Source organism: Chitinophaga agrisoli (assembly GCF_008386695.1).
Taxonomy (GTDB): Bacteria; Bacteroidota; Bacteroidia; order Chitinophagales; family Chitinophagaceae; genus Chitinophaga; species Chitinophaga agrisoli.
This window is the reverse complement of sequence record NZ_VUOC01000003.1, coordinates 59250-79711: the sequence shown is the minus strand read 5'-3', so window position 1 is coordinate 79711 and position 20462 is coordinate 59250. Positions and strand designations below refer to the sequence as shown.

The 20462-nt window shown below is 50.8% G+C and carries 14 protein-coding genes; 5 read left to right on the top strand and 9 right to left on the bottom strand.

Translation table 11 applies throughout. The features are described 5' to 3' along the window. Positions 1 to 18: 18 nt before the first annotated feature. Genes F0L74_RS15630 through F0L74_RS15610 form a run of 5 tightly spaced genes read right to left on the bottom strand, consistent with a single transcriptional unit; the run spans position 19 to position 5410 of the window. Complete coding sequence (locus tag F0L74_RS15630; RefSeq protein WP_149838848.1) at positions 19 to 1206, bottom strand: four-carbon acid sugar kinase family protein; 1188 nt, start codon at positions 1204 to 1206, stop codon at positions 19 to 21. Continuing rightward, the gene (pdxA, locus tag F0L74_RS15625; RefSeq protein WP_149838847.1) at positions 1203 to 2243 is read right to left on the bottom strand and encodes a 4-hydroxythreonine-4-phosphate dehydrogenase PdxA; all 1041 of its coding nucleotides are present in this window, start codon (positions 2241 to 2243) and stop codon (positions 1203 to 1205) included. Before pdxA ends, F0L74_RS15630 begins: the two co-directional genes overlap by 4 nt. Then, on the bottom strand, positions 2236 to 3171 hold the full coding sequence (locus tag F0L74_RS15620) for a dihydrodipicolinate synthase family protein (protein WP_149838846.1): 936 nt from the start codon (positions 3169 to 3171) through the stop codon (positions 2236 to 2238). Before F0L74_RS15620 ends, pdxA begins: the two co-directional genes overlap by 8 nt. Further along, on the bottom strand, positions 3149 to 4321 hold the full coding sequence (locus tag F0L74_RS15615) for an iron-containing alcohol dehydrogenase (RefSeq protein WP_149838845.1): 1173 nt from the start codon (positions 4319 to 4321) through the stop codon (positions 3149 to 3151). The genes F0L74_RS15620 and F0L74_RS15615 overlap by 23 nt, the downstream gene beginning before the upstream one ends. A 51-nt stretch (positions 4322 to 4372) precedes the next feature. Continuing rightward, positions 4373 to 5410, bottom strand: coding sequence for a LacI family DNA-binding transcriptional regulator (locus F0L74_RS15610; protein WP_149838844.1), 1038 nt, complete (start codon positions 5408 to 5410; stop codon positions 4373 to 4375). An 820-nt stretch (positions 5411 to 6230) separates the two neighbouring features. On the opposite strand from F0L74_RS15610, the gene F0L74_RS15605 reads away from it, so the two are divergent. After that, positions 6231 to 9353 (top strand): SusC/RagA family TonB-linked outer membrane protein, encoded by a 3123-nt coding sequence (locus F0L74_RS15605; RefSeq protein WP_149838843.1) that lies wholly within the window; start codon positions 6231 to 6233, stop codon positions 9351 to 9353. A 20-nt stretch (positions 9354 to 9373) separates the two neighbouring features. Then, the gene (locus F0L74_RS15600; protein WP_149838842.1) at positions 9374 to 11269 is read left to right on the top strand and encodes a SusD/RagB family nutrient-binding outer membrane lipoprotein; all 1896 of its coding nucleotides are present in this window, start codon (positions 9374 to 9376) and stop codon (positions 11267 to 11269) included. 147 nt (positions 11270 to 11416) lie between these two features. Here F0L74_RS15600 and F0L74_RS15595 read toward each other — a convergent pair whose 3' ends face one another. Then, entirely contained in the window at positions 11417 to 12385 is a 969-nt protein-coding gene (locus F0L74_RS15595) for a 3-keto-disaccharide hydrolase (protein ID WP_149838841.1), read from the bottom strand. Between the two features lie 102 nt (positions 12386 to 12487). Between F0L74_RS15595 and F0L74_RS15590 the strand changes: the two genes are divergently transcribed. Both F0L74_RS15590 and F0L74_RS15585 read left to right on the top strand, forming a co-directional pair. Then, positions 12488 to 13774: a M20/M25/M40 family metallo-hydrolase gene (locus tag F0L74_RS15590; protein WP_149838840.1), complete on the top strand. Its 1287-nt coding sequence runs from the start codon at positions 12488 to 12490 to the stop codon at positions 13772 to 13774. A 137-nt stretch (positions 13775 to 13911) separates the two neighbouring features. Then, positions 13912 to 14382 (top strand): hypothetical protein, encoded by a 471-nt coding sequence (locus F0L74_RS15585; protein ID WP_149838839.1) that lies wholly within the window; start codon positions 13912 to 13914, stop codon positions 14380 to 14382. Here F0L74_RS15585 and F0L74_RS15580 read toward each other — a convergent pair. Then, positions 14379 to 15074 (bottom strand): DUF2461 domain-containing protein, encoded by a 696-nt coding sequence (locus tag F0L74_RS15580; RefSeq protein WP_149838838.1) that lies wholly within the window; start codon positions 15072 to 15074, stop codon positions 14379 to 14381. The two genes, F0L74_RS15585 and F0L74_RS15580, sit on opposite strands and share 4 nt — an antisense overlap. Before the next feature lie 117 nt (positions 15075 to 15191). Here F0L74_RS15580 and F0L74_RS15575 point away from each other — a divergent pair, with 117 nt between their 5' ends. Beyond that, a complete protein-coding gene (locus F0L74_RS15575) occupies positions 15192 to 15776 on the top strand; it encodes a phosphatase PAP2 family protein (protein ID WP_149838837.1) in 585 nt (194 codons plus the stop codon). Positions 15777 to 15849: 73 nt separating this feature from the next. Here F0L74_RS15575 and F0L74_RS15570 read toward each other — a convergent pair whose 3' ends face one another. Together F0L74_RS15570 and F0L74_RS15565 are read right to left on the bottom strand one after the other, a co-directional pair. Beyond that, positions 15850 to 17283, bottom strand: a complete 1434-nt coding sequence (locus F0L74_RS15570) for a TolC family protein (protein WP_149838836.1) — start codon at positions 17281 to 17283, stop codon at positions 15850 to 15852. After that, positions 17276 to 20443 (bottom strand): efflux RND transporter permease subunit, encoded by a 3168-nt coding sequence (locus F0L74_RS15565; RefSeq protein WP_149838835.1) that lies wholly within the window; start codon positions 20441 to 20443, stop codon positions 17276 to 17278. Before F0L74_RS15565 ends, F0L74_RS15570 begins: the two co-directional genes overlap by 8 nt. Positions 20444 to 20462: the final 19 nt, after the last annotated feature.

Below are 20462 nucleotides of genomic sequence, written 5' to 3'. Positions count from 1 at the left end.
TGATTGCATTAATACAATTCAGTAATCAGTTTTCTGTTCAGCGCCGTTTTTCCTTCCGGGCAGCAGGTAAGCCTGTGGCCATTCATAGCTACCGGGTTTTAACGTGAGATACAGGTCATAGCTGCCTTTAACACGCATACGGGTTACCCCGGGCGCCAGGGACGCCACCGGGTACAGCGTTTTAATATTCAGCAGCCGTATTACTGCGGCTGCCGTGGAACCGCCTTCGAGCAGGAACTCCTCAATATGCATATGCTTATTGATGCAGGCCGCTGCTTCTGCCATAAGGGTACGGATCACAAGGGCATCCTGCCTGTTTTCCTGTACATCCGGATGTACGGCCAGACCGGCCTTACCAAATGTTTCCAGGTTCTGTATGGCATCCTCTACCCATTCTATAAATAGAGGATCATTTGTTTTGCCGCTGCGGATAAGCGCCGGCGGCATATAATTTACCGGGAACCCTTCCTGTTTCATTTGCGCTATGAAAGCGCGGCTTTTATGAAAAGCGCTGCCGCAGATCATCAATGCCGGCAGTTGTAATTTGCCAATACCATTTGCGGGTATGGAAGGTTTTATATGCAAAGATTCCAGCAGGGCGGTAAAAAACTCCGCGGCGCCGGCCACCAATGTGCCTTCATCTACCTTACTGCACCAGGCTGCCAGGTCTGCCGCATCCTTTACCTCCCCTACCACGATACCTTTGGCAGGCATGGGCTCATGTACTTTCAGCACCTGCACATCCCCATCCGCCGCGTACAACATATGCGGCACCAGGGAGGATCTGATAGGAAATTCCGGATCCTGTGAAAAGCTGCTTAAATGCAGGGGGCTGCCATGCAGCAGGTAGGTGCCATCCACCACGGTGCGCCCGAGGCCCGGATTAGCAGGCACGATCAGCGCTTTGGGCAGGTTCAGCTTCTCCTTCTGTATATTGATCTCCGCCAGCACATGGCCACGCAGCACAGAATCTACTTTCTTAAACACAAGCCGGGGCTTAAGGCTGGCCAGTTCGCTGCTCACCTGCTCCGTAACCGCTTCTGCCTGTTCCCTGGGCAGGGAGCGGGTATCTGTGGCAATGATGAGCAGGTCTGCTTTAGACGCCGGGTTCACTTTTGTGGTGATCTCCGCCGTAAGCCCATACCTGAGGGCAAAACCGCCCAGTTCCGCCGCTCCGGTCAGGTCATCTGCAATTACTACGATCATGACTTAGCGCGGGTTTTAGATAATTGTACGGCGGATTCGATGGCCAACACCATGGCATCTGCGCTGGCAATGCCCTTGCCGGCAATTTCAAATGCGGTGCCATGATCCACAGAGGTGCGGATAATGGGCAGGCCCATGGTGATGTTTACGCCTTTTACGCTGTCCATTTGCTGTTTTTCCGCATTCCACTTAAACCCGGAGAGTTTAAAGGGGATATGTCCCTGGTCATGATACATGGCTACAATACCGCCATAATAACCGGTGGCTGCTTTTGCAAACAGGGTATCCGGCGGCACGGGGCCATCTACCTCATACCCCAGGCGGCGGGCCTCTTCTACAGCGGGCAGGATCTCCATATCGTCCTCGGTACCAAACAAGCCGGCATCGCCCGCATGCGGGTTCAGGCCGGCTATGCCTATCTTCAGATTTGTTTCATTGAGTTGTATAAGGCCATTACGCAGCAGCTCTGTCACTTCAAGGATACGGTCCTTTTTTACCAGGTCGCAGGCCTGGCGTAAGGATACGTGGGTAGATACGTGGATCACTTTTAAATGATCCTCTACCAGCAGCATGGCGTATTTTTTAGTACCGGTAAAATGGGCGTAGATCTCCGTATGCCCCGCAAAATGGTGGCCGGCCTCATTGATGGATTTTTTATTGATAGGGCCTGTTACGGTGGCGTCTATCTCGCCCGCCATGGCCAGGTCTATTACTTTTTTAACGGATGCAAAAGCGGCATCGCCAGCCATGGCGGAGATCTGACCAAATTGCAGCTCCTGCATGTTCACGTTTTCCAGGTCCAGCACATCAATAACGCCGAAGGTAAAATTGGCGTCTTTTACCTGTTTGATGGCATTCACCGTTGCCGGTTGGCTGGTGCGGGCAATGATATCGCGGAACACGCCTGCATCGCCTACCAACAGTGGCCGGCATATGGCGTGGATCTTTTCGTTCAATAAAGCCTTTACGGCAATCTCCGGTCCAATGCTGGCCGGGTCGCCCATGGTAATACCTATTAATGGTCTTTGCTCATTCATTGCCAACGCTGTTTATTTGATTCAAATCACCGAACACGGTACGTACTGCTGTTTTCAGTTGCTGCTCCTCTCCTTCCGGCATACGGTACAGGGGTGGCAGCATATCCGGCCCGCAAAGGCCATAGGCCGCCAGCATCACTTTAAATGCAGCCAGGGACTGGCTCAGGATCCTGTTCTTTTGATACATTTCAGAAATAGCATCCGCTTTTTGCTGGGCTTTTGCCGCTGTGGCGGTATCGCCTGCCAGTACCGCATCATAGATAGCGCGGTATACTGCCGGCGCCAGGTTGCCGGTGCTGGGCACCATGCCATCTGCGCCCTGCTCCAGGGCAGACTGGGACATCAGGGCCCATCCCAGCAGGTAGGAGAAATCCTGCCGCTCTTTCCATAACGCGGTAGCGGCGGTGATCCTTTCCACGCCTTTTTCAGAGTCCTTAAAGCCCACGATGTTGGGGTGGGCGCTTAGCTGGTCTACTATTTCAATAGGTATGGAAAGATGGGTGGTAGCAGGTATGTTATAGATGATAAGCGGGCAGGGTAGCTGGCTGGCCAGCTCTTCGAAATACCTTCGCATCTGCGCCGGCTCTACCGGGTAGTAGGATGGCATGGTAGCCACCAGCACATCCGCGCCCAGATCATGCCAGGCCTTACCTTCTTCTATAGAATCCTGCTGGCTGTTGCTGGAAATACCCGCATATACCAGTGAGCGGCCGGCTGCAGCTTTTACGGTTGCCTGTACCAGCTTTTTCTTTTCAGTACGGGTAATGGAGGCGGCTTCGCCGGTAGTACCCAGGATAAAAGGATGCGCTTTGCCGGCGATCATATGATCTACCAGGCGCTGCACCGCTGCTTCGTCTATCGTGGACTGTGCGGTGAAGGGCGTCATCATAGGCACCACTACCCCACTATATTTCTTCTGAGCTTTCATATACTTTATTAAAGGCCGCGCGGTAAATATCCGCCGCGTCCTGTTGTGTGAGCACTCTTACATTATTCTTTAACAGGCGTTGGATCTTGAGCGCATCCTCCGCCATTTTATCAATGCTATCGTATGGGATGTTCAGCTCTTCCAGGGAGGCCGGTAACTGGCAATCCCGTATAAGCCGGCGGATCTGCATAATACCACGGCGGGCGGTTTCCTCCTCTGACTGGCCAGGTTCTGCGCCCAGGGCCAGCGCCAGTTGCGCATACCGTGCGGGCGCCGCGCTGAGGTTGAACTCCATTACATAAGGCAGCAGTAATGCGATGGATAGCCCATGCGGTATATGGTAAGAAACACCCAGCGGATAAGATAGCGCGTGCACTGCCGCCGTATTCACAGGGCCCAGGCACATACCGCCGTACATGCTGCCCAATGCCACCTGTGATCTTGCTTCCATATCATTGCCATTTTCACAGGCACGGCGCAGATATTTGGCTACCAGCCGTACGCCTTCCAGCGCTATGAGGTCAATGACCGGGTGCGCGAAGTTATTGGCGTAGGCCTCCAGGCAATGGGTAAGGGCGTCTATACCGGTGGAAGCGGTCACTGAAGCCGGCAGGCTCACGGTTAAGGCAGGGTCTATGTAAGCAGCATCCGGCACCAGGAAGGGACTGATAACGCCTACCTTGGCTCCCGTATCATCCACAAAAAGGGCATTGGGTGATACTTCGCTGCCTGTGCCGGAAGTGGTGGGGATACAGGCCATGTAAGTAGTGCGCTGTTTCAGGTTACGGATGCCTATTACCTCCGCAGTGGTTTGGGTATTCTTTAACTGTGCGGCCACCAGCTTGGCGGCGTCCATTACGCTACCGCCACCTATGCCGACAACGCTGTCCGCCTCAAAATCCCTGGCTTCCTGTAAGAGTTTTTCGAAGTCGTTAAAGGAAGGCTCTCCTGCGATGCTGCCATTTATAGCGATGGTAACCCCGTTTTGCTGCAATGTTTTCAATGCATCGCTGATCTGTGCTATCACCGGTGGTATAGAAACGATGTAGAGGCGTTGTAAACCCAGCGCTATATAATCCGTTACAAACTGTTCAAAGCTCTTTTCTCCAAAGACCAGTTTAGCAGGATTTATGATGGTGACACTATTCATAACTAATTGACATTCTATTTGAAAACGTTTACATTATACCAGCAAAAACAATCAGGTCTTTGATGGTAACTTAAAACCGCAGGACTTGCGGATCATCAGATCTGTTTTTACGATCACATTGGCCGGCAAGCGATCAGGATGCTCTATACGCTGGTACAGGAGCTCTATGGCCCGCTGGCCTATTTCAAAACCATGTTGCCGCACAGCGGTGAGCGGCGGGTTAAGGGAGGTAGCCCAGTATACATCGTCAAAACCAAGTACCGCTATATCTTCCGGTATCTTTAGCTCCCGGTGCAGGATGGTCTCGAAGGCGCCCAGGGTAAGCAGGTTATTGGCAGTGAAAATGGCGGTAGGCCGGTTGGGCAATTCCAGCAGCTCGCGGGTGATCTCTACGCCGCTTACGAAGTTGGAGGCCCTGCCGCGCACAATTTCCTCATCTACCGGTAAACCGTATTGCTGATGGGCGGCCATGTATCCTGCGATACGCTCCTGTGTAGTGGGAATGGAAGGGTCGCCGGTGATATGGGCAATGCGCCGGTGACCTATTTTGATCAGGTGCTCTACGGCGTTGAAAGCGCCTTTTTCGTTATCTGACTTTACTACGTCCACATTCAGGTTAGTGAGGCCGCGGTCTATACATACCACCGCATAACCATCTTCGATCAGGGATTCCACGTACTGGTCCTTTCCATGGGAAGGGGCCACGATAAAACCGTCTACAGACTCTGAACGGAGGATATCTATATATAGTCTCTCTTTTTTCTGATCCTGGGAAAAATTGCCGATCACTACCGCCGACCCGTTTTCATAGGCATATTCTTCTATACCCCTGATCACATCCACATAAAAGGGATTCTGTATATCCGGGATAAGGAGGCCGATGAGTTTTTTAGAGCGGACGGTTGACCGCAGGCGCTGGGCTACGCGGTTGGGATGGTAGCCGGAGGTTTTGATCGCTTTTTGCACGGCCAGGCGGGTCTCGTCCTTTACCACGGGATCACCGTTCAACACCCTGGATACAGTGGCGATGGACACCCCGGCAAGACTGGCAACGGTTTTTAAGCTGGCTACGTTTTTAGCTGATTTCAAAGCGATCAGTTTTTCGTGGAACGGATTGTGAAAACGTTTACATGATATTGTCAAATCTACAATTATTTTTTAAAAATCAACAGGGATGGGAAAATATTACAGGAGCGGTAGGGAGAGGGAGATGTTGGGGTATCTGGGAGGATAGGAAGATATTACGGTAGCGGGGCGGGGGGCATGGCATCCCCTGGTATATTGGTATTTAACCTGTAAGTAACCCGTATATAACCCGTATCTATAAAGAGACGGCTTATATACGGGTTACATACGGGTCATATACCGGTTATATACGGGTTATCTATAGCTAAAGGTCTAGTGGTCTAGTCCTGGGTCTAGTCCTGATATAGGTTTACACATTGAAGCTGCTGAAGAATGTGGCGGCTGGGTTTATCCCATATTTGGGGTGAGCTCTCCGTGTGGCAGGTTAGGGGGAGGTTGGCCAAAAGGTATGTTATTTACAATTTCACCCGATTGCATTACCATTTATATATAACACGTTCGTATAGTACAAATATATTATTTGCTAAATCGTTTTATGATTTTTATATTGAGCGGGAATTCATCAGCCTTGTTAAACGCAAACTGTTCAACTAAAATCTAAACATTCGTAGCATGATAAGATAGAAGAGAAATTACAACAAAACAAAAAAGACACCACGTACAAATAGGAAAAGCAAAAAGGGACAATTATTATTATCATCAACCAGGGAAACTGTGTATTTACTATAATATACGGACATGCCTGTTTATGCCATTAAAATGTAGATAAATATTCTGTTTACAGAGCTCCAATTAATAATTATCAATCTATTAAACACGTACTATGAAGAGGTTACTCATCTTTTTATCGCTATTCGTATGCGCCTACCTCAGCGTGGTAGCGCAGAATAAGCAATCAGTTTCCGGCACCGTGCGGGATGCCGAGAACAATCCCTTACCCGGTATCACCATTCTGGAAAAAGGCACTAACAATGGCGCTGTAAGCAACGGCGCCGGCACATTTACACTGCAGGTAGCTCCCAATGCAGTACTGGTCCTTTCGGGGATCGGGTTCACCACACAAGAGATAGCAGTAGCTGGTCAAACTGCAATAGACGCCCGTATGGCAGTTGACAACAAGAACCTGGGCGAAGTAGTAGTAACCGCGCTGGGTATCAAGCGCGAAAAGAAATCACTGGGTTATGCCCTGCAGGAAGTAGGCGGCGATGCGCTTGTGAACTCCAGAGAAACCAACGTTACCAATGCCTTAACCGGTAAGGTAGCCGGTCTGCAGATCGTTCGTTCCAGCAATGGCCCTGCGGGTTCTTCCAAAATCGTACTGCGCGGTTTTAATTCCCTTACGGGCTCTAACCAACCGCTGATCGTAGTGGATGGTATGCCTTTGGATAACTTCATTGGCGACCCGGGCAAAAATGCCGATTACTATAACCCTGGCAGGGATATGGGTAACGGTCTGTCTGACATCAACCCTGACGATATTGAAAGCATGAGCGTACTGAAAGGCGCCGCTGCTGCGGCCCTGTATGGATCCCGTGCTGGTAACGGCGCTATCCTGATCACGACTAAAAGCGGTAAAAAACAGAAAGGCCTGGGCCTTACCTATTCTACACAGTTAGGTTTTTCTGAGATCTTTACTCACCCGGAAGTACAGCAGTCTTTTGCACAAGGCGACCGCGGTGTATTCAACGCGCAGAATGAAAACAGCTGGGGCCCTGAGATGACCGGGCAGACAGAAACTGATTGGGAAGGAAAACAAGTGCAGCTGGCCGGTTACGATAACCTGGGCAGCTATATGCGTAAAGGCGGCAATATCAAAAACACGCTGTCCTTTAGCCAGCAGGTAACTGATGCTACCGCTGTTTATTCTTCCATTACCCGTATGACAGATAAGGGTATTATCCCTGGCAGTGACCTGACCAGGACCAACCTTACTGCCCGTGCGGTTTCCCATTTTGGTACCGGTAACAGGTGGACGATCGACACCAAAGTACAGTACATCAATTCAGATGCGCAGAACCGTCCGCAGAATGGTTATAACGACAGCAACCCTTTCAATACCATGTACATGATGCCTGTGAACCTGAATATCAAGGATTTCAGCGCAGCCAGAAGGCCCGATGGCAAAATGTTATGGTGGGGCAGCGGCACTAAGCTGAACCCATACTGGGCAGCCTTGTATGATCTGAATAACGACGTACGTAACCGTTTCCTGATGAGTGGCGCTATTAAATATGACTTCACTTCCTGGCTGAATGCAGAGATCAGGGGCGGCGCTGATATCTACAGCACTGATTTTGAGGCTAAACGTTATGCGGGCAGCCCCTCCCCTGCCAATGGCAGCTACAGCAGGAGCAAGGAAACTTTTACAGAGGCTAACTACAGCGCTTTGATCAGCGCGCATAAAGACAACCTGTTCGGCAAACTGGGTGGTAGCGCCTCTATTGGCGGCAACCTGATGAAACAATCCAGGAACAGGCTGGAAAACGGTGTTGGCGAACTGCAGATACCGGATTTCTTCTCCGTGAACAACGGTAAATCTGCAGCCACTATCCGCGAAGTAGCCATAGAAAAAAGGATCAACTCCGTATACGGTACCCTTGGCGTAAACTGGGATGCTTATTGGTTTGTGGACGCAACCTTCCGTAATGACTGGTCTTCCGCCCTGAGCCCGGATAACCGCTCCTTCTTCTACCCTTCTGTAAGTACCTCTTTGGTAGTAACGGAAATGCTCCAGCGCCTGGGCAACGATCTGCCTTCCTGGCTAACCTACGGTAAAGTACGTGCGTCTTATGCACAGGTGGGTAACGATATGGACCCATTCCAGCTGTATAATACGTATGACGTAACCAAGGATCCCAATGGTCACCTGGTTATCAAGAACAAGAATACCCTGTATGATCCTAATGTAAGAAGTGAATTGATCAAATCCACTGAGCTGGGCGCTGAAGTACGCCTGTTCAACAACCGCCTGGGTGCTGACGTAGCCGTATATAAGACCAACGCCACTAACCAGATCATTGACCTGCCGATGGACCCGCTGAGCGGTTATGTTTACCGGAAAGTGAACGCCGGCGATATTGAGAACAAAGGTATTGAGGTAATGCTGAATGGCCGGATCCTGGATAATGTAGCCGGTGGCCTGAACTGGGACATGACCGTGAATTACTCCTCTAACAGGAATAAGGTTAATTATATAACTGACGATGTGAAAGTGTATCCGCTGGGTGGATATGACGCCGTACAGATCCGCGCCAATGCCGGTGAAACCTATGGCGAAATATGGGGTACCGGCTACCAACGCGTAGAAGATCCGGCCAGCCCGTACTATGGCAAGATCGTTGTAAATGGCAATGGCCAGCCGCTGGCCAGCAGCCAAAGCGTAAGACTGGGTAACCAGCAGGCCAGCAGCTTATTGGGCATAGGCAATACCTTCAGCTATAAAGGCGTTAGCCTGGGCTTCCAGGTAGACGGACGTTTTGGCGGTAAGATCTTTGCAGGCACCCTGAACAGCATGCAAAAAAGTGGTACCGGCGCACAAACCGTAGTGAATGGCAAACGTGATAATATCCTGGTGGACGGCGTATATTTTGATGCAGACAAAGGCAGCTATCAACCCAACACGACCAGCGTTACGCCCCAGGATTACTGGGCTGCTATCAGCACCGGCAACGTAGGTATAGTAGAAGCTAACCTGTATGACGCTTCCAACATCCGTTTAAGGAATGTGCAGCTGTCTTATGCGCTGCCTTCCAAATTGCTGTCCCGCACGCCGGTACAGCGCGCTACCATTGGTTTCTCCTGCAGCAATGTATGGATGATCTCCAGCCATGTACACGGCATTGATCCGGAGTCTGTATTTGCAGCCGGCACTAATGCAGTAGGCTTTGAAAATGGCAGCGTACCTACTACCCGCACCTTCCTGTTTAACTTATCCATTGGTTTCTAATTGCTTAAAAAGGAATTTATATGAAAACGATTATAAAACATACCAGCATATTGCTCATGGGAGGTCTTATGATGCAGTCATGCTCCAAGTTTAACGACTTCGCTACTGATCCAAAGTCTGTAAGCAAAGACCAGGTAGTGGCAGAATATGCACTGAACGGCTCCATTATGGGCGCCCAAATGAACCCAGACATTGCAGAACGTTCTTTTGTACTGTATTGGAAAACCGGCGGCCACCAGCAACAGGAATGGGGCCTGTCTGACGGCGACTATGACGATGGCTGGACGACTGCTTATTATAATGGCGTTGCCGGCTGGCTGAATGGCGTGAACCTGGCGATAGAAGTAGCGCAAAAAAATATAGACGCTGGCACGGTTGAAGTATATACCAAGAACCTGCTGCAGGTATCCCGCATCTGGCGCGCGTACCTGCTCACTGAAATGTCTGATAACTTTGGCCCCGTCGCCATTAAGACCAGCCAGGGTACTAACCCTGAGTTTGTGAGCGTAAAAGATGTATACTACTTTGCGCTGCAGGAACTGACGGAAGCAGTGGCAGCCATTGATAAAAGCGTGGTGAATCCACCTGAATTCAAGGATTATGATCCGGCCTTTGCGTTTGATTATGACAAATGGACCCGTTATGCCAATTCCCTGCGCCTGCGTTTAGCGATCCGCCTGTCTGAAGTAGATGCGGTGAAAGCAAAAACGGAATATGAAGCAGCCGCTAAACTGGATCTGCTGACCACACCGGACCAGATCTTTAAAGTTCAGGAAAAACAGGGATGGGATGACCTGAGCGGCGTAATGAGCCGCGAATGGAATGCGCAGATGCTGTCTGCCACCCTCAATAACCTGTATATTGGTTTAGGTGGTATTACCTCCGCAGCGCAGCTGCCAGACTCCCTGGACGCTTATATTAAACCCGCCAACTGGGCTGGCCGCAGGTTCGTGAATCACTTCAGCACCATGACCAATGACCCTACCGCTGGTTTCTTCTTTGACGGCTTACATAATACGATCGATCCGCGTGCATATAAGGCCTTCATTATTCCCGGCCAGTATAATAACCCGGATTTCTGTGCATATCCCAGCTGGACCACCAGCGCTAAAACCACTACGCGTGAGCTGACCGGCTTTGGCAACCTGGATGCCAAATACACCTGGAACGCCTATTCTACCGGCGACTGGGGTGATAAGGGCGCCAAGAACCTGTTATGGGGCTTTGAGGGCACTACTCCCCGTTTGGCGCTGCGTTTCCGTAACAGCTTATCACAGCGCATTTTCTTTGGCCCCTGGGAAACTTATTTCCTGCTGGCTGAAGGCGCTGAAAAAGGCTGGACCAGCCCAATGACTGCACAGGCAGCCTATGAGGCGGGCATAGCCGCCAGCTTCAATTACTGGGGCGTAGACCAGTACCTGGGCGCCTACCTGGCATCAAATGATTACAACAACGCAGGTACTTCCGTAAGCTGGAACCATACCACTGAGCCAGGCAATACGCATGCCGTGAACTATGTAGATGGTTATAACGGCGCGGCCGGCACTGCACAAATGGCTTACCCTGTAAATACGCTGTATAAAAACGGCGCTATCAGGAATGACCATCTGACCAAGATCATCACACAGAAATTTATTGCGCAAGTGCCCTGGCTGCCGCTGGAAGCATGGAGCGATCAACGCCGCCTGGGCTTACCGTTCTACGAGAACCCCGGTGTTGATAAACCGATCCTGACGCTGCCTGCGCTTACCAGCAGCACGTACATGACCAGCAGCATCAAGTTCTTCCCGCAACGTTTGAAATATCCGAGCAGCCTGCAAAATGGCAACCCTACCGGTTATAAACAAGCGCTGGAAAACCTGGGCGCAGGTGGCGACGCCATCCTGACGCCGATCTGGTGGGCTAAGCAACACTAAGCTGCATTCACTACTTTTCATAAAAAAACCGGCTGTACAAACAGCCGGTTTTTTTTCGCTATGTTCCAGTGCGGCAACCGCCCGCTGGAGTATATCAATGCCGTTAAACAAGTGGCAGCGCTTAACTACGCCGCCACTTGTCGTTTTTTATTTAGCGGGGGTAATTTTGATATTACGGTATTCTATCGGACCATGATCTCCCTGGAGATAGATAGGGCCCGGTTCTCCTTCTTTGCTATCCAGCGCGCCGCCGGTAATACCGGGGATCACCTGGCTGCAGATCACTGTTTTGCCGTTCAATGCTACGGTCACTGTTCTACCCACCAGCGTTACATCATATGACTGCCATTCGCCGGCGTCTTTTGCCACCATTTCGTTAGGGGTAATGAAACCGTATACAGCGCCCAGCAGGCCAGGTTGCGGCTCCATGCCTTTGCTGTCCTCTATCTGCAGCTCATAACGGCCTCTCAGGTAAACGCCGCTGTTGCTGCCCTTGGGATAACGGAACTCTATATGCAGTTTGAAATCAGTGAATACCCTATCTGTAATGATATTGGAACCGGAGTGCGGGCTGCGCAGGATACCGGATTCCGCCATCCATTGGTTCTTGCCTTTGGTGTGCCAGCCGTTCAGGTCTTTACCGTTGAACAGGTCAATGGTCTCCCCCCATTGCGGCTCACCATCGCGGCGCAGAATGGGCGCGCGATGGCCTACCCATTTATACTGTTTGCCGTTGCTGGCGGTTAAGGTACCGCTAAGGCTATCGCCCTGCAGGGTGCCTTCAACGGTAAGGTCCCTATCTTCCGGCTCCCACTGGGGCGGAATAGAAAAGCTCATGACCCCATCTTTAAAATTGATCCTGGAAATAGGACGGGCACTGCCGCCGGTAGCTACAAAACGGCCTACCAGGGTACGCAATCCTGAATGACTCACCTCGAGCCAGGAGGGCGCCTCTTTGCCCCCGTCATAAACGGTCAGATCCCAGCGCCCTAATAAGGCGGCGCTATCAGAAGGCGCGGCAGCCCGGGTGGCAGGCGTTAAAAACAGGCATACAGCAGATGCGATGATGGCACAACGGGAAAAAAATGGCGCAAGCCCTACAGTGGTCCTTTTCATATGATCCATTTTAAATTTAGAAGGAGGCTGAATATACAAAAATTTCCCTTACCTGTGTGAATCCACGGCAAAGCCTTGCGGGGAATTATTATCTTAGTCAGTATGAAAAAACTCCTGTTCTGTTTACTGCTGCCCGCCTGTTGCACCTACAGCTATGCCCAGCTTAGCAAGCCAGAAAAAAAGGCCATTGCCTATGTGAATGAGCATATGGATGCGGCCCTGCAGCTGCTTACCGAATCCGTGAACATAAACAGTGGTACGCTGAACATACCCGGCGTAAAGAAAGTAGGCGAACTGTATGCCCGTGAGCTGGAGAAACTGGGCTTTACCACCGAGTGGGTGAATGAGCCGGACTCCCTGCACCGCGCGGGGCACCTGGTGGCCACCCATACCGGCAAAAAGGGGAAACGCCTTTTCCTGATAGGCCATTTGGATACGGTTTTTGAGCCGGATATGCCGGCCGGCCCGTTCACCATGCTGAATGACTCCACAGCCACCGGCCAGGGCGTGAATGATATGAAAGGAGGTAATGTGGTGATCATTACCGCGTTACAGGCTTTAGAGGCAGCAGGACAGCTGAAGGATATGAATATTGTCGCCTACTTTACCGGCGACGAAGAGCGGTCCGGCACCCCGCATGCCGTGGCCCGGCAGGATTTTATAGCCAGGGCCAAAACCTGCGATATTGCCCTGGCCTTTGAATCTGCCAAGGACCTGAACACCGTAGCCGCCGCCCGCCGGGGCTCCAGTGGCTGGGTGCTGCATGTTACCGCTAAGACGGGGCACTCTTCCGGTATTTTTACAGAAGGCGCTGGCAATGGCGCTATTTATGAAGCCGCCCGGATATTGAACACTTTCCGGGAACAGCTGCAGCATGAGCAGTATCTTAGCTTTAACCCCGGCCTGATCGTAGGCGGCTCCGAGATAAAAGTGGATGCCCAGGGCGCCAGGGGCGAAGCGCTGGGCAAAACGAACATCATCTCCCCCACTACCCGGGTAACCGGCGATCTGCGGTTCCTCTCGGAAGGGCAGAAAAATGCCGCACGGGAGAAAATGAGGACCATCGTAGCCCAGAGCCTGTCTGGTACCCAGGCCTCCATTGAGTTCTCTGACGGGCTGCCGGCTATGGAGCCTACACCCGGTAATATGCGGCTGGTAGCTGTAGCGGATAAGGTAACAAAGGATATGGGGCTGGGTGGTACGGTGGCGGGTGATCCCGGCGCCAGGGGCGCAGGGGATATTTCCGATATTGCGGCCTATGTGGATTGTCTGGATGGACTGGGCGCATCCGGGACGGGTGCGCATAAGGCGGGAGAGACGATCAATTTGCGGGAGTACCCGGTGCTGATACAAAGGGCGGCGGTGTTGATGTATAGATTAGGGAAGTAGGTATGGCCAACAGATCAATATTTATAGCATTGTTATTGGTGACGTCCTTCGCATATGGGCAAAGATTGCCATCTCCATCCTCTCATAAGTGGAAGAGCAATTGCGCAAAGAATAAACATCATAGTGTTGATGCACGGATGAAAATGTATCCTTTCAACCAGGCCAGCCAGGTACAGTTTGTTTCATTTGATGGTAAGGTGGATATTTTCCAAAAGGAGTTTGTATTCCCCAAAGACGGACATAACATAGACCCGGCATTAATAACTGATGGGGTTCCGCCGCCAAAGGATACCGTGAGATATAATGATTTAAAGGAGGTCAAATCCCTCACGCCGGCGCAGACTGGTACGCTGACGGATATTTTATACAACTACGGTTATCCCGGTCGTTGGCATAGCACGAGAACGGTTGCGTGTTATGAGCCCAGGAATGCAATATTGTTCCTGGACGGCAAAGGACAAGCACTGGCGTTTATAGAGATCTGTTTTGCATGCAGAAATACGGAGACCAGTAGTGCGCAAATTTCCTTAGGGGAAATGTGCGAAGGAAAGATCGATATGATCCGGAAGCTGTTTGAGCAGGTAGGGATAAAGTATGGGGTGCACTAAGACAATTCCCCGTTACTATCCGCCACCAGCACGCTGCTCATGTAATCAAAAAAACCGCTCATCTGCTGAAAAGTACGCGCGGCAGCTATTACAAATCCCTTGTCAAGCACTTCTTCATCTGTAAATTTCCTGATCAGCAGGAATTGTTTATACTTTAGCAGATCGCCGGCCGGGTGGTCCCGTTCGTATCCCCTGGGGACTACTTTCAGCTGCTCTCCCTGTAAAGCGCCGAATGTGGCCACAAACTTACGGTCTTTCAATATGGCCTGCAGCGGGCCAGGATCAAATGCGATATCATCCCGGATCTTTTTCAGATCGTCTGCATTTGGGTTGCGGAAGCCACCTGCCAATATGGTATTGCCGGGTTCCAGCTCGAAGTAATAACCACCCCGGCGAAATTTGGTAGCCCGTTTAAAGCGGCCTGCCCAGTGGATTTTATAGGGGGATTTATCTTTGGAAAATCGTACATCCCGGTAGATGCGAAACAGGCTTGCTTTGCCTGAAGGCGTTTCTATCACGTCGAATGTGTTCATTTGCGCCAGCAGCTCGTCTGCGAATGTTTCTACCATAGAGAGGATGCCCTGGTAGGTAAGCCTGTTTGATTCGAACCACTCCCTGTTATTGTTCTCCTTTAATGCCTCCAGGTAATCGAATACCTGTTTGGGTAATCCAGTCTGTTTTTTTGCCGCCATAACCTTGCAATTTTCGCAGCAAAGGTCTTCAGAAATTTGCGTATCGTGAAACAAATGTTTGTGCCGGGGCGCCACATTGTATATAAACTGTACTTTTAAACCCTAATCCGGCGTTTGATGAAAGGCATTTTGCAATTACTTATATCTTTTGTATTGTTCCCCGCTGCTGTTAATGCTCAGGCAAGGATTGATTCCTTTGATATCCGTACACTACAGCATATTGCCGATACCCGTAGCCCCGGACAGACCAAATTCTTCCTGTTTATTTCCAATACTAATGATTATGTAAATGTTGCCATACCGGCGGGATTGCTGATAGGCGGCATAGCGGATCATAACCCGGATATGCGGCAGAATGCACTGTATATCGCCAGCAGCTGCGCAGTGACCACCTTGCTCAATACGGCCATGAAACTTATTTTTAAAAGGCCACGCCCATTTAAGCTGCATGTAAACTTTACCCCGGTGTATACGCCGGGCGGATATTCGTTCCCCTCCGGCCATACATCCTCTGCTTTTAGCAGCGCTACGGCGCTTGCCAGGGCCTATCCTAAATGGTATATTATTGCGCCCGCGCTGTTATGGTCAGGTACTGTGGGATATTCCAGGCTATACCTGGGCGTGCATAACCCTTCTGATGTGGCGGCCGGCGCAGTGCTGGGCGCAGGTACAGCGTTTGGGCTGGGGTTTATAAGGCCATAAAAACTACGCGATTTTTATAAACTATAAAGGGGCTGGCCAGACGACCAGCCCCTTGTTGTTTGTAGCAATCACTCTACTTCCAACCTCCGCCCAATGCCTGGTAAATGTTTACCACCGCATTCAGCCGCTGTTTCTGTGTCTCCACTAATTCAAACTTCGACTCCAGCGCGTCCCTTTGTGTCATCAAAACTTCCATATAATCAGCCCGCGCTGATTTGAAAAGATCATTTGAAATAGTAATTGATTCTGTAAGCGCCGCTACCTGCTTTGTTTTGAGATCATAACTTTTTTCCAGGTTACCGATCTTAGCCAGCTGGTTGGCTACTTCCACATAAGCGTTCAGGATAGTACGCTCATAGTTGTAAACCGCCTGTACCTGTTTTGCATTGGCACTGATATAGGATGCTTTTATTGCGTTCCTGTTCACCAACGGCGCTACCAGATCCCCTGCCAATGAATACAGCAGGGATTTGGGTGTTTTTACCAGGTAGGTAGGATTAAATGCCTCGTAACCGATAGCGGCAGAAATACCTAAAGAGGGGTAGAACTGCTTTTTGGCCACCTGTACATCCAGTTTTGCAGCTGTTAGCTCCAGCTCTGCCTGTTTAATATCAGGGCGGTTCGCTAATAACTGCGATGGCATACCTGCATGTACGGCATCGGGAATACCACTGTTAAAGGTGTCGTCGTTCCTGGGCACCGGCGTTGGATACCGGCCTGTCAGGAAATTGATCCTGTTCTCCGTTTCTGTGATCTGTTGCTGAATATCAAACTGCAGGCTTTTGGTGTTGAGCACTTCTGCCTCAAATTTGCGCACGGCCAGTTCGGTTACCCGGGCGGCGTCTTTCTGCAGCCTTACTATTTCGAGGGCATTGGTTTGAATATCGATGTTCTGTTTTACAATATCCAGTTGCCTGTCCAGCGCCAGCAGTTCGTAATAGGAATTGGCTATTTCAGCGATCAGATTGGTGACCAGGAAATTCCGGCCCTCGATGGTAGAGAGGTACCTGCTTACGGCCGCCTTTTTAGCGTCGTGTAATTTGTGCCAGATATCCGCCTCCCAGGTAGCAAAAGCTGCGATCTGATAGTTGGCCAGCGGGTCCGGCATTTCTTTACCCGGTTTGATCTCAGTGGTGGCATCCCCTGCGCCCTGGCTGGTGTAACGCCCCACTTTTTCCACGTCTGCCGCGGCTCTCAGACCTACAAACGGCAGGTACTCCCCTTTCCGGGCCCTAACTTCGTTCCGGGCGATCTCAATTTCCTGCATGGTGATATTCAGCTCCTGGTTGTTCTGCAAAGCTGTATCGATCAGCGCCACCAGGTTGGGGTCACGGAAATAATCCTTCCACTGTATGCCTGCTACGCTGACGGTATCCTGCGCGTTGCTGAACTGCGCAGGCACCGTTTTGTTTTCCGTTTTCCCTGTCAGCTCCGGCATTTTACAGGCGGCATAGGTCAGGCAGGCGCCTCCTATAACCAGGTATCTATATATACTGTGTCTAAACATTATGATCAATTTCCTCGGTTAATGGATTCTCGTCTTCCCCTTTAATCATCTTCCTTTTACCTGCAATTTTGCCGAAAAAGTAATACAAGCCGGGGATGACGATCACTCCGAATACGGTTCCTATAAGCATACCCCCTGCGGATGCAGAGCCAATGGTGCGGTTACCGATGGCGCCCGGACCGGTAGCAAATACCAGCGGGACCAGACCAGCGATAAAAGCGAGGGAGGTCATTAATATGGGCCGGAAACGCACCCTGGCGCCTTCTATCGCCGCTTCGTAGATGGGTACGCCGGACCGGTGTTTCTGCACCGCAAACTCCACGATCAGTACAGCGTTCTTACCCAACAGACCAACCAGCATTACCAGCCCCACCTGGGCATAGATATCATTTGCCAATCCCATTAGCTTCACTAACAGGAATGCGCCAAACACGCCAGCCGGCAGCGAGAAGATCACCGCCAATGGCAGTATAAAACTTTCATACTGGGCAGCCAGGATCAGATACACAAACGCCAGTACGATCAGGAAGATATAGAGCGCTTCGTTACCGCGTTCCACCTCATCTTTTGACAAGCCTTCCCAATCAATATCATATCCACGCGGTAGTGTTTGCGCGGCTACTTCCTGGATCACTTTGGTGGCCTCGCCGCTGCTGTAGCCCGGTGCTGGCTCGCCCCTGATGGCTGATGAGGTATACATGTTATACCTGGTGATCTCGTTTAACCCATGCGATTTCTTTATTGACATAAAGGCTGAATAGGGCACCATCTCATCACGGTCGTTCTTCACGTACAGTTTCATCAGATCGTCCGGCAGCCTTCTGTATTCCGGAGAAGCCTGTACATATACTTTCAGGGAAGTACCGAACCGTATGAAGCCCAGCTCATAGGTACTGCCTATCAGGATGGACAGGTTATCCATGGCTTTGCCGATGGAAACGCCTTTCTGCATAGCGGCCTTGTTATCGATCTGCAGTTCATACTGCGGATAGTTGGCGCTGAAGAAGGTGAACAGACCTTTTAGCTCTTTTCTCTTTCCCAATGCCGCCATAAATTGATCGTTCACCTTTTCCAGCTCTTTGTAATCATCGCTATTGGTTTTATCCAACAGGCGTAAGGCAAAACCGCCGGCTGCTCCATAACCGGGCACTGCCGGCGGGCCAAAGAATTCTATCGTAGCCCCGGGGATCTCCCGGGATTTCTCTTCCAGCTCCTGGATGATCTCGTTCACAGAATGTTTGCGCTCATTCCAGTCCTTCAGGTTGATCAGGCAGGTACCGGCATTGGAGCCGCGGCCTTCTGTCAACACCTCATAACCTGCCAGTGCAGAAACGGATTGGATACCTTCCACATGTTCAGCGATCTGCTGCAGTTTCCTGGCCAGGTCGTTGGTCCGTTCCAGTGTAGAGCCCGGGGGCGTTTGGATAATGGCATAGATCATCCCCTGGTCTTCATTCGGGATAAAACCGGACGGCAGCACCGTGGATATACCGAATATGCCCAACCCAAAAGCTATCAATATGGCAAAGGTGACCACCCGTCTGTTCACCACTGCTTTTAACAGGCTTTCGTACCTGCCCGTCAGTTTATCAAACCGCTTGTTGAAGGCATCGATAAACTTATCTACCGGCGTTTTCTTCTTAGGCTTTCCATGGTTATTCTTCAGGATCATGGCACAGAGCACAGGCGTAAGCGTAAGCGCTACCACGCCTGACAGCACGATGGAGGTAGCCATGGTGATGGCAAACTGCCTATAGAAGATCCCCACCGGACCTGACATAAACGCCACCGGAATAAATACCGCGGTCATTACGAACGTGATGGCCACGATAGCCCCGCTGATCTCGTGTATCACCTTCATGGTGGCCTGGTATGGCGATAGATGCTCCTCTTCCATCTTGGCGTGTACGGCCTCAATTACCACAATCGCATTATCCACCACTATACCAATGGCCAGTACCAGTGCGAACAGCGTAATGAGGTTGATGGTAAGGCCGAAAAGCTGCATGAAGAAGAAGGCGCCCACCAGCGATACAGGCACCGCCAGTGTTGGGATAAGGGTAGAACGCCAGTCGCCCAGGAAGATGAATACCACTATTGCCACCAGCACAAATGCCTCTGCCAGCGTATGCACCACTTTTTCTATAGAGGCATTCAGGAAGTTGGATACGTCATAACTGATCTCATAGTCCATTCCCGGAGGGAAAGAAGTTTTCTTGATCTCATCCAGCTTTAACTTGATCCTTTTGATCACATCACTGGCGTTACTTCCGTAGGTTTGTTTTAACACAATGGCCGCTGAAGGGTGGTTATTGAGGTTAGAGTAGATATCATAAAACTCACTTCCGAACTCGATATCCGCCACATCTTTCAGGTAAAGGATCTCTCCATTCGGCTTGGCCCGTATGATCACGTCTTTATACTGTTCCGGTTTGTTAAACCGCCCCTGGTAGGTCAATACGTATTCCAGGGCCTCTGAACGCTTACCGTCACTACGGCCCAGCCTGCCCGGCGAACCGATGATGCTCTGATCGCCCAGCGCTTCCATCACTTCATCTGTTGACACATTATAGGCCCGCATCCTGTCCGGCTTTAGCCAAATACGCATGGCGTACTGCCGGCTACCCAGGATCTTGGCATTACCTATCCCTTTTACCCTTCTTAGTTCCTGTAATATGTTAATGTTGGCATAGTTATACAAGAAATTCTCGTCTGCCTTAGGGTCTGTGCTGTATACGTTCACGTACATCAGCATGTTGGGTTGTAAAACGTTCACCACGATACCTTCCCGCTGTACCAGTGGCGGGAGCCTGCTGGTTACCTGCTCCACGCGGTTCTTAACATTTACCACCGCCTGGCTGGGGTCAGTACCCAATTCGAACACCACCTGTATATTCGCCTCACCGGCGCTGGTGGCATCTGAGGTCATGTACTTCATACCGGGTACGCCGTTCACGGCTTTTTCCATCGGGATGAGCACGGATTTTACCAGTACATCCGCACTGGCGCCGGGGTAAGCAACACTCACCATTACCCTGGGCGGCGCAATAGAGGGGAATTGTGAGGTAGGTAAAGTATAAATAGCCAGTACGCCCATGAACACAATAACTATTGATATCACTATCGCAAAGACCGGCCTCTTCATGAATATATTAAACATTCTCTTGCAGTTTTAGGTA